Origin of the sequence: Streptomyces gelaticus (assembly GCF_014649535.1) — a bacterium.
Classification (GTDB): domain Bacteria; phylum Actinomycetota; class Actinomycetes; order Streptomycetales; family Streptomycetaceae; genus Streptomyces; species Streptomyces gelaticus.
Map to the genome: position 1 here is coordinate 230,831 of NZ_BMTF01000006.1, position 14,553 is coordinate 245,383.

Consider the following 14,553-nt stretch of genomic DNA (forward strand, 5'->3'; position numbering starts at 1 on the left):
AGGCGGCCCCGGGTCCCCCCGGAAATCCACCAAGATCTGACGCCCCTGCTGCCCGGTGCCCGCACCGCGAGGGGCGCCACTGACGAGGAGAGAACGGCGCGATGCCGAAGAACAAGACGCACAGCGGTGCCAGCAAGCGCTTCAAGGTCACCGGCTCCGGCAAGGTGCTCCGTGAGCGCGCAGGCAAGCGCCACCTTCTTGAGCACAAGTCGTCCAAGAAGACCCGCTCGCTGACCGGCACGGTCGTAGTGGCTCCGTCCGACGCCAAGAAGATCAAGAAGCTTCTCGGCAAGTGAGTCCGCGGCCCGCGGTGAACCCGTGGGCGGCGCACTCGACAGACCGGGACCAATTCGTTTCCGGGCCGTGTGAGTCCAACCACGGCCCCGCTACAAGGAGTTAAAAAGTGGCACGCGTCAAGCGGGCAGTAAACGCTCACAAGAAGCGCCGGGCAATCCTCGAGCAGGCCAGCGGTTACCGGGGTCAGCGCTCCCGCCTGTACCGCAAGGCGAAGGAGCAGGTCACCCACTCCCTCGTCTACAACTACAACGACCGCAAGAAGCGCAAGGGCGACTTCCGTCAGCTGTGGATCCAGCGCATCAACGCCGCTGCCCGTCAGAACGGCATGACGTACAACCGCCTCATCCAGGGTCTGAAGGCCGCCAACATCGAGGTGGACCGCAAGATGCTGGCCGAGCTCGCGGTCAACGACAGCAACGCGTTCGCCGCCCTCGTCGAGGTTGCCCAGAAGGCCCTCCCGAGCGACGTCAACGCCCCGAAGGCCGCCTGATCCAGGTCGCACTTCCTGTCTTCTGAGCCGGACCCGCAGGCGCTCGCCGTCTGCGGGTCCGGTGCGTTGCACGACACATTTCCGCAACTCCGTCACCTCCGTACGCGCAGAGAGGCTCGCCGCCGACCATGGGCACCCCCGAACTGATCTCCCCGCGATCACCGCGCGTCGCCGCCGCCCGGCGGCTGGCCAAGCGCAACTTCCGCGGCAAGGAGCGCAGGTTCATCGCCGAGGGGCCGCAGGCCGTGCGCGAGGCCGCCGAGCACCGCGGCAGCGACGGCGGGCCGACACTGATCGAGCTGTTCGCCACTGTCGAGGCGGCCGAGCGGTACGCCGACATCGTCGCCGCCGCCCACGCGGCCGGCGCCCGGGTGCACCTCGCCGACAGCGATGTGCTCGCCGATGTGTCGCAGACCGTCACCCCGCAAGGCCTGATCGGCGTCTGCCGCTTCCTCGACTCGCCGTTCGACGCGATCCTCGCCGCCAAGCCGAAACTCGTCGCCGTCCTCGCCCACGTACGCGACCCCGGGAACGCCGGTACGGTGCTGCGCTGCGCCGACGCCGCGGGGGCCGACGCCGTCGTGCTCACCGATGCCTCGGTGGACCTCTACAACCCGAAGTCCGTGCGGGCCTCGGTCGGTTCGCTCTTCCATCTGCCGGTGGCCGTCGGCGTTCCGGTCGAGCAGGCCGTGCAGGGTCTGCGGGCGGTGGGCGTACGGATTCTCGCCGCCGACGGCGCGGGCGACGACGACCTCGACGACGAGCTCGACGCGGGCACCATGGGCGGTCCGACCGCCTGGGTCTTCGGCAACGAGGCCTGGGGCCTGCCGGAGGAGACCCGGGCGCTGGCCGACGCCGTCGTACGAGTGCCCATCCACGGCAAGGCGGAGAGCCTCAACCTCGCGACGGCCGCGGCGGTCTGTCTGTACGCCTCCGCGAGGGCCCAGCGCCCGAGGTGATCGCGCCTCCGCGCCACCGCAGGGTGTCGCTCCGTCACCGACGACTAGTAGGGTGGCGAACTCGGGGGCCCACTGCACCGGTTCGAGAGGTGGGGTACGGGATATGGCTGTCGGCATGAGCAGGCCGCGCGAGGCACATGCGGCCGTCGTGCGCGCCTGTGAACCCCCTGGCACGGCCGGTGAACCGGACGGGAGCCGGGAGCTCGGAGCCGTCGGCACGGGCATCGATCCCGACGACCTGCCCGACGGCCTGGTCGTCGCCGACGAGACGGGCCGGGTCATCTGCTTCAACTCCGCCGCCGCCCGGATCACCGCGGTGCCCCGGGCCGCGGCCCTCGGCCGTTCCCTGGAGCACGCACTGCCGCTGGAGGACCTCAAGGGCCGCCGCTGGTGGCCCCTGACCGATCCCTACGGCGGCCTCGCCACCCGGGTCGGCCAGCCCGAACGCAATCTGCTGCTGCCCGGCGGCCGGGAGGTCCTGGTCTCCGCCCGCTACGTGCGCGAGCACCCGACCGGTCCGGTGCGCCGCGTGGTGATCTCGCTGCGCGGCACCGAGGCCCGCCGCCGCAACGAGCGCAGCCACGCCGAGCTGATCGCGACGGTCGCCCATGAGCTCCGCTCCCCGCTGACCTCCGTCAAGGGCTTCACCGCGACCCTCCTCGCCAAATGGGAGCGGTTCACCGACGACCAGAAGCGCCTGATGCTGGAGACGGTCGACGCCGACGCCGGCCGTGTCACCCGGCTCATCGCCGAGCTGCTGGACATCTCCCGGATCGACTCCGGACGCCTGGAGCTGCGCCGCCAGCCCGTGGACCTCTCCGCCGCGGTCGAACGCCACATCCAGGCCCTCACCGCGAGCGGTCAGACCCCCGACCGCTTCCTCGTCCGCACCTGCCAGCCGCTGCCCACGGTCTGGGCCGACCCGGACAAGGTCGACCAGGTGCTCGGCAACCTGCTGGAAAACGCGGTGCGCCACGGCGAGGGAACCGTCACCATCGAAGTCGCACCCGCACCCGCGAAGAGCGACGAGAAGGGAACGGCCGTCACCGTGAGCGACGAAGGCCCCGGCATCCCCGAGGAGTCGATGGGCCGTGTCTTCACCCGCTTCTGGCGGGGGAGCAAGCGCGGTGGCACGGGCCTGGGCCTCTACATCGTCAAGGGCATCGTCGAGGCGCACGGCGGTACGATCACGGTCGGGCGCGGCCCCGGCGGCGGCGCGGAATTCCGATTTATCCTGCCCGTGAGTGCGCCGGCCTACATGGTCTGAGCGGCCCACGGGCCTCCACACATCCTCCGGCCCTTAGACTCGACCTTTGGCACCTTTGCGTCCTCCAGTCGTCGATCGGGGCCATGGGGGTCCGGGGCATCCCCGGTAAGCGCAGTACCAGCCAATCGGAAGCACGGGAAGAGATGTCGGCACCGAACAAGTCGTACGACCCAGTCGAGGTCGAGGCACTGAAACCGGAAGAGATCGAGCGCATGCGGGACGAGGCGTTCGCCGCCTTCGCCGCCGCCGGTGACCTCGACGCGCTCGCCCAGGCGAAGACCGCGCACACCGGGGGCACCTCGCCGCTGTCGCTCGCCAACCGCGAGATCGGCGCGCTGCCGCCGCAGGCCAAGGCCGAGGCCGGCAAGCGCGTGGGCCAGGCCCGCGGCGCCGTCGGCAAGGCCCTCGCCGCCCGCCAGGCGGAGCTGGAGGCCGAGCGGGACGCCCGCGTGCTGGTCGAGGAGGCGGTGGACGTCACGCTGCCCCACGACCGCACCCCGGCCGGTGCCCGCCACCCGCTGACGACCATCATGGAGCGCGTCGCCGACGTCTTCGTGGCCATGGGCTACGAGATCGCCGAGGGCCCCGAGGTCGAGGCGGAGTGGTTCAACTTCGACGCCCTGAACTTCGTGCCCGACCACCCGGCCCGGCAGATGCAGGACACCTTCTTCGTCCAGGGTGCCGACGGCGCCAGGAACGACGAGTCCGGTGTCGTGCTGCGCACCCACACCTCGCCGGTCCAGGCCCGTTCCCTGCTCGACCGCGAGCCGCCCGTCTACGTCGTCTGCCCCGGCCGCGTCTACCGCACCGACGAGCTCGACGCGACGCACACCCCGGTCTTCCACCAGATCGAGCTGCTGGCCGTCGACGAGGGCCTCACCATGGCCGACCTCAAGGGCACCCTCGACCACATGGTCCAGGCGCTCTTCGGCCCGGACATGAAGACCCGGCTGCGGCCGAACTTCTTCCCGTTCACCGAGCCGTCCGCCGAGATGGACATGGTCTGCTTCGTCTGCCGCGGCGCGTCCGTCGGCAACCCGGACCGTCCCTGCCGCACCTGCGGCAGCGAGGGCTGGATCGAGCTCGGCGGCTGCGGCATGGTCAACCCCAAGGTGCTCATCGCCTGCGGCGTCGACCCCCAGAAGTACAGCGGATTCGCCTTCGGGTTCGGCATCGAACGGATGCTGATGTTCCGCCACAACGTAGAAGACATGCGAGACATGGTCGAGGGTGACGTCCGGTTCACCCGGCCGTTCGGGATGGAGATCTGATGCGCGTCCCGCTTTCCTGGCTGCGGGAGTACGTCGACCTGCCGGCGACGGAGACCGGCCGTGACGTACAGGCCAAGCTCGTCGCCGTGGGGCTGGAGGTCGAGACCGTCGAGCAGATCGGCGCCGGCCTCAAGGGCCCGCTGGTCGTCGGACAGGTACTGACCATCGAGGAGCTGGAGGGCTTCAAGAAGCCCATCCGCTTCTGCACGGTCGACGTCGGCGACGCCAACGGCACCGGCGAGCCGCAGGAGATCGTCTGCGGCGCCCGCAACTTCGCCGTCGGCGACAAGGTCGTCGTGGTCCTCCCGGGCGCCGTGCTGCCCGGCGACTTCGCGATCGCCGCACGCAAGACGTACGGCAAGACCTCGCACGGCATGATCTGCTCCACCGACGAGCTCGGCATGGGCGACGACGGCACGCACGGCATCATCGTGCTGCCGCCGGAGCACGAGGCCGGCACCGACGCGATCGAGCTGCTCCAGCTCGTCGACGAGGTCCTCGACATCGCCGTCACGCCCGACCGCGGCTACTGCCTCTCCATGCGCGGCGTCGCCCGCGAGACCGCCATCGCGTACGGGCTGCCGCTGCGCGACCCGGCGCTGCTGGACGTGCCCGCGCCGAACGCGTACGGCTACCCGGTCAAGGTCGGCGACCCGATCGGCTGCGACCGGTTCACCGCCCGCACCGTCGTCGGCCTGGACCCCGAGGCCCGGTCCCCGATCTGGCTGCAGCGCCGGCTGCAGAAGGCCGGGATGCGCCCGATCTCGCTCACCGTCGACATCACCAACTACGTGATGCTGGAGCTCGGCCAGCCGCTGCACGCCTACGACCGCACCCGGATCGACGGGCCGATCGGGGTGCGCCGCGCCCAGCAGGGCGAGAAGCTCACCACCCTCGACGGCACGGTCCGCGTCCTGGACGGCGAGGACCTGGTCATCACGGACAACCGCGGTCCGATCGGCCTCGCGGGCGTCATGGGCGGTGCCGACACCGAGATCGCGGACATCCAGGACGGCGAGCACCGCACCACCGAGGTCGTCATCGAGGCCGCGCACTTCGACGCGATCTCGATCGCCCGGACCGCGCGCCGCCACAAGCTGTCCTCCGAGGCGTCCAAGCGCTTCGAGCGCGGCGCCGACCCGCAGGCCGCCGCGGCCGCCGCGCAGCGCACCGTCGACCTTCTGGTGCTGCTCGCCGGCGGCACCGCCGAGGCCGGGGTCACCGAGCTCAGCGCGCCGTCGGCGCCCCGCACCATCGCGATGCCCGCCGACCACCCCGACCGGGTGGCCGGTGTGGCCTACGGCCGCGAGACCGTCGTGCGCCGCCTCCAGGAGGTCGGCTGCGACGTCTACGGACAGGACGAGCTGATCGTCACCGTGCCGTCCTGGCGCCCCGACCTCAGCGAGCCGAACGACCTCGCCGAAGAGGTCATCCGCCTGGAGGGCTACGAGAACCTCCCGTCCACCCTCCCGACCCCGCCGTCCGGCCGCGGGCTCACCGACCGCCAGCGGCTGTACCGCAGGGTCGGCCGGGCGCTCGCCGGAGCCGGCTACGTCGAGGCGCTGAACTACCCGTTCATCGGCGACGCCGTCCTCGACCAGCTCGGGCTCGACGCCGACGACGCCCGCCGCCGCACCGTCAAGCTCGTCAACCCGCTCTCCGACGAGGAGCCGGCGCTGCGCACCACGCTGCTGCCGGGCCTGCTCGGCGCACTGCGGCGCAACGACGGCCGCGGCAGCCACGACCTCGCGCTCTTCGAGACCGGTCTGGTCTTCAGGCCGACCGGCGCCGAGACCAAGGCCGTCCGGCTGCCCGTCGACCGCCGTCCCACCGACGAGGAGATCGCCGGGCTGGACGCCTCGCTGCCGCGTCAGCCGCGCCGCGCCGCGGTCGTGCTCGCGGGCGCCCGCGAGCAGGCCGGCTGGTGGGGCAAGGGCACCCCGGCGACCTGGGCGGACGCCGTCGAGGCCGCGCGGAGCATCGCCCGGGAGGCCGGCGTCGAGGTGACCGTCCGCGCCGACCAGCACGCCCCGTGGCACCCGGGCCGCTGCGCCGCGCTGTACGTCACCGTGAACGGCGAGGAGACGCTCTTCGGGCACGCGGGCGAACTCCACCCGCGGGTCGTCAAGGCGCTCCACCTGCCCGAGCGGACCTGTGCCGCCGAGGTCGAGCTCGACGTCCTGGAACAGGCTGTCGACGGCGTGCTCCGGGCGCCCCGGATCTCCGCCTTCCCGGTGGCGACCCAGGACGTCGCGCTGATCGTCGCGGAGAACGTCCCGGCCGCCGACGTGGAGCGGGCGCTGCGCGAGGGCGCGGGCGAACTGCTCGAATCGGTGCGGCTGTTCGACGTCTTCACCGGTGAGCAGATCGGTGCGGGCCGCAAGTCCCTGGCGTACGCGCTGCGTTTCCGCGCGGCGGACCGCACGCTGACCGTCGACGAGGCGACGGCCGCGCGCGACGCGGCGGTGGCCCTCGCCGCCGAGCGGACGGGCGCGGTGCTGCGGGGCGCGTAGCGTCCCGCGCCGACACGGCGAGGAGGGGCGCATCCGGCGCGACCGGGTGCGCCCCTCCTGTGTGCTCGCCGAGAGGTGAGGACCGCACCCGGGTCCCGGCGCGGACCGGGAGGACCCGGGGTCCGAGCCGACCCCGCAGCCACCCTCCGATCCGTGGGCAGTGGGCCGTGCGGTCCGGCACCGTCCGCGCTGCCACGGAGTGTCGGGCAGGTCGGCAGGGCGGACGGTGCGGGTGCGGGTCGTCGTGCCGTACGAGGGGGAGCAGACGACCCGTCCGCCTCTCGCGAGACGACTGATTCAACCGACCCCCGCGTCGGCGCAACAGGGTGCGCAGCGGGACGGTTCGGGCATTGCGTTCACACCCCGTGTGAATCGTGCTGCACTGGTGCGACACGCCTCGGCGTGCCGAACCACCGGAGGGGCACATGGGGGCAACGGAGCCCAACATCCTGCTGGCTGCCCTGATCGAGGAGGCAGGCGTCTCCCGGGCGGGTCTCGCCGCGCACATCAACCGGGCCGGCCGCTCCCGCGGGCTGCGCCTGCGGTACGAGCACACGGCCGTGGCCCGCTGGCTGAAGGGGCAGCGTCCGCGCGGCCAGGTGCCCGACCTGATCTGCGAGGTGCTCGGGAACCGGCTGACCAGGCCCGTCTCGCTGGATGACATCGGTATGGCGACCCCGGGCACCGGCGCGGCCGGGCCCGCCTCCTCGCTCACCGGCTTCGTCGACCGGGCCACCGCGCTGTGGCGTTCCGACGAGGCACAGCGCCCGCAGGGCCTCGCTCCCGCCGCCGTCACCGGCACCTCGGCGGTGATGCCGGTCTGGGAGTGGGAGAACCCGCCGGAGGACGCCGATGTCTCGCGCGGCGGACCGGGCCGCGTCTCCATGGCCGACATAGTGATGTTGCGCGCGGCCCGTGCCCACTACGAACTGATGTACCGCCGGGCAGGCGGAATCGCGACCCGATCCCGCATCGTCGGCTTCCTCAACGCCGAGACGGCCCCGCTGCTGCGCGGCGGCTGCACCGACGCGATGGGCCGTCGGTTGCACCGGGCGGCGGGCGGTCTGGTGGCGGTCGCGGGGATCTGCGCCTACGACTCCGACGCGCACGGGCCGGCCCAGCGCTACTTCCACCAGGCGCTGCGGCTGGCCAAGTCCAGCGGGGACAAGGGGTTCGGCGGCTATGTGGTCGCCCTGCTGGTCAACCAGTCGCTCCACCTCGCCGACTACCGGCAGTCCGTGGCCTTCGCCCAGGCGGCGCTGCGGGGCGCCGGAGGCCACATCAGCCCCGCGCTCGCCGCCGACCTGTACGCGATGCAGGCCAAGGCGTACGCCCGCCTCGGCGACGCGAGCGGCGCCCTGGAGTGCATCCGGCGGGCCGAGTCGGAGGCCGAGCGGATCAGGCCGGGCCATGAACCGGACGAGACGGGGTACGTCCAGCCGGGCCTGGTCGATGTGCAGGTGGCCGAGGCGCTCCTCGGCATCGGTGATCTGCCGGGGGCCAGGGAGCACGCGGCCAAGGCCGTGCGGATCCCGGCGCACGACCGGGGCCGGGTGCACCGGCTGGCCATGCTGACCCATATCGAGCTGCGCCAGGGCGAGGCGGACCGGGCGGCGGCCACGGCCGCGGAGATGGCGGAGCGGGCCAGGGGCATGGAGTCGCGGCGGCTGCGCGAGCGGCTGCGCGCCGTGCGCGCGGATCTGGTGGCGAGCGGCTGCGCCGACGCGGGGCGGGCGGCCGAACTGATCGACGGGGCGTTGCGCGTACCGCTGTGAGCGCGTACCCGGCGCATACGTACGTGCCCGGCGCATACGTACGTGTCCGGCGCGGCCCCGCGCGCCCCCGTTCGTGGCCAGGAGGACCGGTACGTTCCGTTCCGATGCCGCTCCTGCTGCGATGTTGCCACCTACTTGTCGAAAGGTGGCAGAAACGTGCAATGGGCGAATCTGAACGAACAAACTGTGTATGAGAACCGCTGGTTCCGGGTCAATCTGGCGGATGTGGTCGTTCCCGGTGGCCGCCGTCTCGACCACTATCTGATCCGGCTCCGCCCCGTCGCGGCGGCCACCGTCGTCAACGAGGCCGACGAGGTGCTCCTGCTGTGGCGGCACCGGTTCATCACGGACAGCTGGGGCTGGGAGTTCGCCGCGGGCGTCGTCGAGGACGGTGAGGACGTCGAGGCCGCCGCCGCACGGGAGATGGAGGAGGAGACCGGCTGGCGCCCCGGGCCGCTGCACCCGCTGCTGACGGTGGAGCCGTCGAACGGCCTCACCGATGCCCGGCACCACCTCTACTGGTCCGAGGAGGCCGGCTGGACCGGCCCGCCCGGCGACGCCTTCGAGTCCTCGCGCCGCGAGTGGATACCGCTCGAGCTGGTGCCCGACATGATCGCCCGTGGCGAGGTCCCGGCCGCGGGCATGGCGGCCGGGCTGATGATGCTCCATCACTTACGGCTCGGCTGAGCCGTCGCCGACCGCGAACGGGGCCGGACCGGGGATCGCCCGGCCCGGCCCCGTACGGGCACGAAGGAGGATCAGGAGTACGGGTAGAAGCCCGAGCCGGTCTTGCGGCCGAGCCTGCCCGCGTCCACCATGCGCTGGAGCAGCGGGGGAGCGGCGTACAGCGGCTCCTTGAACTCCGCGTACATCGAGTCGGCGACCGAGGCCACCGTGTCGAGGCCGATCAGATCGGAGAGCTTGAGCGGGCCCATGGGATGGGCACAGCCGAGCTCCATGCCGTTGTCGATGTCCTCACGGCTGGCGATCCCCGACTCGAACATCCGGATTGCGGAGAGCAGATACGGAATCAGCAGCGCGTTGACGACGAAGCCCGAGCGGTCCTGGGCGCGGATCGGGTGCTTGCCGAGCACGTCCTGCACCAGGGCCTCGGAGCGCTTCACCGTCTCGTCGGACGTCGTCAGCGCGGGGATCAGCTCGACGAGCTTCTGCACCGGCGCCGGGTTGAAGAAGTGGATGCCGATGACCTGGTCCGGGCGGGAGGTCGCCACGGCCAGCTTCACCAGCGGGATGGAGGAGGTGTTCGAGGCGAGGATCGCGTCCTGCCGCGTCACCACCTGGTCGAGCACCTGGAAGATCTCGGTCTTGACCTGCTCGTTCTCGACGACGGCCTCGATGACGAGATCGCGGTCGGCGAACTCGCCCAGGTCCGTGGTGAAGCTCAGCCGGGCGAGTGTCTCGTCGCGCTCCTCGGCAGTGATCTTGCCGCGCTCGGCGGCCTTCGAGAGAGAGTTGTGCAGCCGGGTGCGGCCGATCTCCAACGCCTCGCCGGTGGTCTCGGCCACGAGGACCTCGAGACCGCTGCGCGCGCACACCTCCGCGATACCCGCGCCCATCTGGCCACAGCCCACCACTCCGACGCGTGCAATGTCGGCCATAGAGTCCGTCACCTCGTGCCTTTCGCTGTTCTGCGTGTCGCAGGTTCCCGTCTGATTCCGGTGCCCGCCCCGACTCCCCGACGTTACTCCGCGCCCCAGGGGTCATCGTGGGCCGGGGCGGGCATGCTCTGCGTTGCGCCCTGATACCCGGGTGACGGAAGCGGACAGAGAGACGGCAGGTGCAGCGAAATGCGGCAATTGGGCCGAAGAGGCTTTGTGACGGGTGCGGCCGGGGTGGTGGCGGGGGTGGTGAGCGGTGTCACCGCGGCGGGTGAGGCCGTCGCTGTTCCGCCCCGGCGGACCGGCGCCGAGCGGATCGGGGCGACCGCCCGTACGGGCGGCCGCCATGTCGCACGGCGCGAGCTGCGCGGCATGTGGGTCGCCACCGTCGCCAATCTCGACTGGCCCTCGGCGCCCGGTCTGACGGCGGCCGCGCAGCGCGCCGAGCTGATCGCGTACCTCGACGAGGCCGTGGCCCGGCGGCTGAACACCGTCATCCTCCAGGTCCGGCCGACCGCCGACGCGCTGTGGCCCTCGCCCTACGAACCGTGGGCCCAGTACCTCACCGGCGTCCAGGGCAAGGACCCCGGCTGGGATCCGCTGGGCACCGCCGTCAGCGAGGCACACCGCCGAGGCCTGGAACTGCACGCCTGGTTCAACCCGTACCGGGTCGCCAACCACACCGACCCGTCCCGGCTGGTCGCCACCCACCCGGCCAGACGGCACCCCGACTGGGTGCTGCCGTACGGCGGGAAGCTCTACTACAACCCCGGAATCCCCGAGGTCCGCCGCTTCGTCCAGGACGCGATGCTCGACGCGGTCCGCCGCTACGACATCGACGCCGTGCACTGGGACGACTACTTCTACCCCTACCCGGTGGCCGGACAGCTCTTCGACGACGACGCCACGTACGCCAAGTACGGCGCGGCCTTCCCGGACAAGGCGGCCTGGCGGCGCGACAACACCGACAAACTGGTGCGCGAGACCGCCGAGCGGATCAAGAAGATCAAGAAGAACGTCCAGTTCGGGATCAGCCCGTTCGGGGTCTGGCGCAATGCCGCGACCGACCCGCTCGGCTCCGACACCAGGGCGGGGGTGCAGACCTACGACGATCTGTACGCCGACACCCGCGGCTGGGTCAGGAAGGGCTGGATCGACTACATCTGCCCGCAGATCTACTGGAACATCGGCTTCGCCGCCGCCGACTACGCCAAGCTGCTGCCCTGGTGGAGCGAGACCGTGCGCGGCACGGGCGTCGACCTGTTCGTGGGGGAGGCGCTCTACAAGGCCGGCGACCCCGCCCAGCCCGCCGCCTGGCAGGACCCGGCCGAACTCTCCCGGCACCTGGCCTTCGCCGCCGGGTACGACCAGGTGCGCGGTCACGTCTACTTCTCCGGGAAGAACGTGGTCACGGACCGGATCGGAGCCATGGACCGGGTGGTCGGCGACCACTACCGCAACCGGGCGCGCCCGCCCCGCTGACAGCAGCGGAGCGGACGCGGTGTCGGGGCGGGCCGCCGGGGAACCGGCCGGCCCGCCCGCGGCCCGGGGCGAAGAGCAGTGCCGCCCGCCGGAGGCCGCTACGGAGTCTCCGGAGCCTGCTTCCGGCCGTGGGTGTGCTGTACGACGCTGTCGGGACCGGGTGAAACCAGGTGTTCGTGTCCGTCCTTGAAGCGGACGCGGTACGGGGGAGTGCCCCCGGCACCGAGCACTTCGACGATCTCTGCGACCTTGTCGTGCTGCCCCACGGTCCTGCCGTGTATCAGCAGCCGGTCGCCCGTGTGTGCCTCCATCGGGACTGACCTCCTCACGGGTGGCGATCCATGTCGACAAGTCTATGACCGAAAGGCGACTTCGCCCGGTGGAGCGGTCCCGGCCTCACCGCGGACGCCGGGTCCGCCCCGCCCGCTGGGTAGCGGCGATGCAGACGAGCACTGCGAGGGCCGCCACCGGTGCCGCCGCCGCGATCGTCTCCCCGAGCAGGAAGAACGACCACACCAGGGTCAGCAACGGCTGGGCGAGCTGGAGCTGGCTGGCTCGGGGCACCCCGATCTCGGCCATCCCCCGGTACCAGACGTACAGGCCCAGGAAGGTCGAAACGACCGCCACCCAGACCAGGCCGATCACCCCGTGCGCCGTCAGCCGGACCGGCTCGGCCGGCAGCGCGACCGCCGCCCCCGCCACCGCGAGCGGCAGACAGAGCACCAGTGCCCACCCGACCACCTGCCAGCCAGGCATGACCCGGGCCAGCCTGCCCCCCTCCGTGTACCCCGCCGCACACACCAGCAGCGCACCGAACAGATACAGATCGCCGCCGGACAGCTCGCCCCCGCTCTGCTGCACCGTGAACGCGATCACCACGGCGGCGCCGGCCAGCGCCGCGGCCCAGAAGGCGCGCGGCGGCCGCGCTCCCGTCCGCAGCGAGGAGAACACCGCGGTGGTCAGTGGCAGCAGCCCCACGACCACGGCCGCGTGCGAGGTCGTCGAGGTCTGCAGCGCCAGTGTGGTCAGCAGCGGGAAACCGATCACCACCCCCGCGGCGACGACGACGAGCCCGGCCCAGTGCCGGCGGTCCGGCACCGCGACGCGTCCCAGCAGCAGCGCACCGCCCGCGATCACCGCGGCGAGCAGGGTGCGCAGCGCCACCAGCGACCAGGGGCCGAAGCTCTCCAGGCCCCAGACCGTGGAGGGAAAGGTCAGCGAGAAGGCGAGGACGCCGAGTCCGGCGAGAAGGATCCCGCCCCGGTTCGCCCCGGAGGCGGTGGTGCGGCCCGTCCCGCTGTCGGCCGCAGGGTCGGCCCCGTGGCCGGCAGCGGCGCCGGTCGGCGAACCAATCGCTATCGTGTTCTTGCTGGTAGCGCTATCCTCGACTCTCATGCACGAGCGTAGCAGTGTCGCTGAACTGGTCAAATCTCTCCGGAGTGAGCTGAACCGCTACTCACCTGGTGGAAAGCTGCCGTCCAGTCGGGCTCTCGTGGAGCGCTTCCGGGTCAGCCCGGTCACCGTCTCCCGGGCGATCGCCCAGCTCGTCGCCGAGGGCCTCGTGGTCACCAGGCCCGGCTCGGGTGCCTTCCGGGCGGAGCCCCGTGCCGACGTGCCCCCGCCGGGCGACACCTCCTGGCAGGAGGTCTCCCTCAGCGGCGACGGCGGCCCCGAGGCGGTGCCGCGCACCGTCGACGCCTCCGGGGTCCTGGTCACGCTCGCCGCCCCGCCGCCCGGGGTCATCGAGCTGAACGGCGGCTACCTCCACTCCTCGCTCCAGCCGGAGCGGGCGCTCGCCGCCGCCCTCGCCCGCGCCGGCCGCCGCCCCGGCGCCTGGGGCCGGCCGCCCACCGACGGCCTGACCGAACTGCGGTCCTGGTTCGCCCGGGAGATCGGGCCCGCGCTCACCGCCGCCGATGTGCTGATCACCGCGGGCGGCCAGAGCGCCCTGGCCACCGCACTGCGCGCCCTCGCCCCGCCCGGCGCCCCGCTGCTGGTCGAGTCACCCACGTACCCCGGCATGCTGGCGGTCGCCCGCGCCGCCGGACTGCGGCCCGTGCCGGTGCCGGTCGACGCCGACGGCGTACGGCCGGAGCTGCTCGACGCCGCGTTCCGGGCCACCGGCGCCCGTGTCTTCGTCTGCCAGCCGCTCTTCCAGAACCCGACCGGCGCGGTACTCGCCCCCGGCCGGCGTGCCGAGGTCGTCCGGATCGCCCGCGCGGCGGGCGCGTTCGTCGTCGAGGACGACTTCGCGCGCCGACTGGTCCACGAGGACGCCGGGCCGCTGCCCGCACCGCTGGCCGCCGACGACCCGGACGGGGTGGTCGTCCATGTCCGCTCCCTCACCAAGATCGCCTCGCCGAGCCTGCGGGTGGGTGCGCTCGCCGCCCGCGGGCCGGTGCTGGGCCGGCTGCGGGCCATCCAGGTCGTCGACAGCTTCTTCGTCCCCCGGCCGCTCCAGGAGGCCGCGCTCGAACTCGTCGGGTCTCCGGCCTGGGGCCACCATTTGCGTGCCGTGGCGACCGGGCTGAAGAACCGCCGCACCGCCATGACGACGGCCCTGAGCCGGGAACTGCCCGCCCTCTCGCTCCCGCACATTCCCGCCGGGGGCGGCAGTCTGTGGCTGCGGCTGCCCGAGGCGGAGGCCGGTACGGACGAGTCCGCGGTGGTCTCGGCGGCCCTGCGGGCGGGCGTCGCGATCGCGCCCGGCCGCCCGTACTTCTGCGCGGAACCCCCGTCCCCGCAGATCCGGTTGAGCTTTGCCGCGGCCGCCGGGGCGGCCGAGATCGCCGAGGGGGTCCGTCGGCTGCGCACCGCCTGCGACGAAGTGCTGACCGGTTCCGCGGGTGGTTTCCGGCCCTGACCGGGTGGCCCGTACGG

At 72.4% G+C, this 14,553-nt stretch carries 13 protein-coding genes; 10 read left to right on the forward strand and 3 right to left on the reverse strand.

The features are described from left to right. Positions 1-101 precede the first annotated feature (101 nt). The 8 genes from rpmI (at position 102) to IE107_RS11650 (ending at position 9,259) form a co-directional block, all read left to right on the forward strand. Positions 102-296: a 50S ribosomal protein L35 gene (gene rpmI, locus IE107_RS11615; RefSeq protein WP_189543644.1), complete on the forward strand. Its 195-nt coding sequence runs from the start codon at positions 102-104 to the stop codon at positions 294-296. A 107-nt stretch (positions 297-403) separates the two neighbouring features. Continuing rightward, positions 404-787, forward strand: a complete 384-nt coding sequence (gene rplT / locus IE107_RS11620; protein ID WP_189543645.1) for a 50S ribosomal protein L20 — start codon at positions 404-406, stop codon at positions 785-787. A gap of 128 nt (positions 788-915) precedes the next feature. Continuing rightward, positions 916-1,746 carry a TrmH family RNA methyltransferase gene (locus IE107_RS11625; RefSeq protein ID WP_189543646.1) on the forward strand — a complete coding sequence of 277 codons (831 nt, stop codon included), beginning with the start codon at positions 916-918 and terminating at the stop codon, positions 1,744-1,746. A 103-nt stretch (positions 1,747-1,849) separates the two neighbouring features. Then, entirely contained in the window at positions 1,850-3,013 is a 1,164-nt protein-coding gene (locus IE107_RS11630) for a sensor histidine kinase (RefSeq protein WP_189543647.1), read from the forward strand. A 143-nt stretch (positions 3,014-3,156) separates the two neighbouring features. Then, positions 3,157-4,284 (forward strand): phenylalanine--tRNA ligase subunit alpha, encoded by a 1,128-nt coding sequence (pheS, locus tag IE107_RS11635; protein ID WP_189543648.1) that lies wholly within the window; start codon positions 3,157-3,159, stop codon positions 4,282-4,284. Continuing rightward, positions 4,284-6,797 carry a phenylalanine--tRNA ligase subunit beta gene (gene pheT, locus IE107_RS11640; RefSeq protein WP_189543649.1) on the forward strand — a complete coding sequence of 838 codons (2,514 nt, stop codon included), beginning with the start codon at positions 4,284-4,286 and terminating at the stop codon, positions 6,795-6,797. The genes pheS and pheT overlap by 1 nt, the downstream gene beginning before the upstream one ends. 425 nt (positions 6,798-7,222) lie before the next feature. Continuing rightward, positions 7,223-8,572, forward strand: coding sequence for an NsdA family TPR-like regulatory protein (locus IE107_RS11645; protein WP_189543650.1), 1,350 nt, complete (start codon positions 7,223-7,225; stop codon positions 8,570-8,572). A 156-nt stretch (positions 8,573-8,728) separates the two neighbouring features. Next, the gene (locus IE107_RS11650; RefSeq protein WP_189543651.1) at positions 8,729-9,259 is read left to right on the forward strand and encodes an NUDIX domain-containing protein; all 531 of its coding nucleotides are present in this window, start codon (positions 8,729-8,731) and stop codon (positions 9,257-9,259) included. A gap of 71 nt (positions 9,260-9,330) precedes the next feature. Here IE107_RS11650 and IE107_RS11655 read toward each other — a convergent pair whose 3' ends face one another. Next, positions 9,331-10,191, reverse strand: coding sequence for a 3-hydroxybutyryl-CoA dehydrogenase (locus IE107_RS11655; protein ID WP_189543652.1), 861 nt, complete (start codon positions 10,189-10,191; stop codon positions 9,331-9,333). Positions 10,192-10,380: 189 nt separating this feature from the next. Between IE107_RS11655 and IE107_RS11660 the strand changes: the two genes are divergently transcribed. Beyond that, a complete protein-coding gene (locus IE107_RS11660; protein WP_189543653.1) occupies positions 10,381-11,673 on the forward strand; it encodes a glycoside hydrolase family 10-like protein in 1,293 nt (430 codons plus the stop codon). 98 nt (positions 11,674-11,771) lie between these two features. Here the strand turns inward: IE107_RS11660 and IE107_RS11665 are convergent, their stop codons facing one another. Continuing rightward, on the reverse strand, positions 11,772-11,984 hold the full coding sequence (locus IE107_RS11665) for a DUF1918 domain-containing protein (protein ID WP_189543654.1): 213 nt from the start codon (positions 11,982-11,984) through the stop codon (positions 11,772-11,774). Positions 11,985-12,069: 85 nt separating this feature from the next. Further along, positions 12,070-13,068 carry a DMT family transporter gene (locus IE107_RS11670; protein ID WP_189543655.1) on the reverse strand — a complete coding sequence of 333 codons (999 nt, stop codon included), beginning with the start codon at positions 13,066-13,068 and terminating at the stop codon, positions 12,070-12,072. Between IE107_RS11670 and IE107_RS11675 the strand changes: the two genes are divergently transcribed. After that, the gene (locus IE107_RS11675; RefSeq protein WP_189543656.1) at positions 13,067-14,536 is read left to right on the forward strand and encodes an aminotransferase-like domain-containing protein; all 1,470 of its coding nucleotides are present in this window, start codon (positions 13,067-13,069) and stop codon (positions 14,534-14,536) included. The genes IE107_RS11670 and IE107_RS11675 overlap by 2 nt on opposite strands. Positions 14,537-14,553 lie beyond the last annotated feature (17 nt).

Coding starts and splice junctions, on each gene's coding strand:
- rpmI (WP_189543644.1), top strand. CDS start 102: ATGCCGAAGAACAAGACGCACAGCGGTGCCAGCAAGCGCTTCAAGGTC.
- IE107_RS11625 (WP_189543646.1), top strand. CDS start 916: ATGGGCACCCCCGAACTGATCTCCCCGCGATCACCGCGCGTCGCCGCC.
- IE107_RS11630 (WP_189543647.1), top strand. CDS start 1,850: ATGGCTGTCGGCATGAGCAGGCCGCGCGAGGCACATGCGGCCGTCGTG.
- pheS (WP_189543648.1), top strand. CDS start 3,157: ATGTCGGCACCGAACAAGTCGTACGACCCAGTCGAGGTCGAGGCACTG.
- pheT (WP_189543649.1), top strand. CDS start 4,284: ATGCGCGTCCCGCTTTCCTGGCTGCGGGAGTACGTCGACCTGCCGGCG.
- IE107_RS11645 (WP_189543650.1), top strand. CDS start 7,223: ATGGGGGCAACGGAGCCCAACATCCTGCTGGCTGCCCTGATCGAGGAG.
- IE107_RS11655 (WP_189543652.1), bottom strand. CDS start 10,191: ATGGCCGACATTGCACGCGTCGGAGTGGTGGGCTGTGGCCAGATGGGC.
- IE107_RS11660 (WP_189543653.1), top strand. CDS start 10,381: ATGCGGCAATTGGGCCGAAGAGGCTTTGTGACGGGTGCGGCCGGGGTG.
- IE107_RS11665 (WP_189543654.1), bottom strand. CDS start 11,984: ATGGAGGCACACACGGGCGACCGGCTGCTGATACACGGCAGGACCGTG.
- IE107_RS11675 (WP_189543656.1), top strand. CDS start 13,067: ATGCACGAGCGTAGCAGTGTCGCTGAACTGGTCAAATCTCTCCGGAGT.
- IE107_RS11670 (WP_189543655.1), bottom strand. CDS start 13,068: ATGAGAGTCGAGGATAGCGCTACCAGCAAGAACACGATAGCGATTGGT.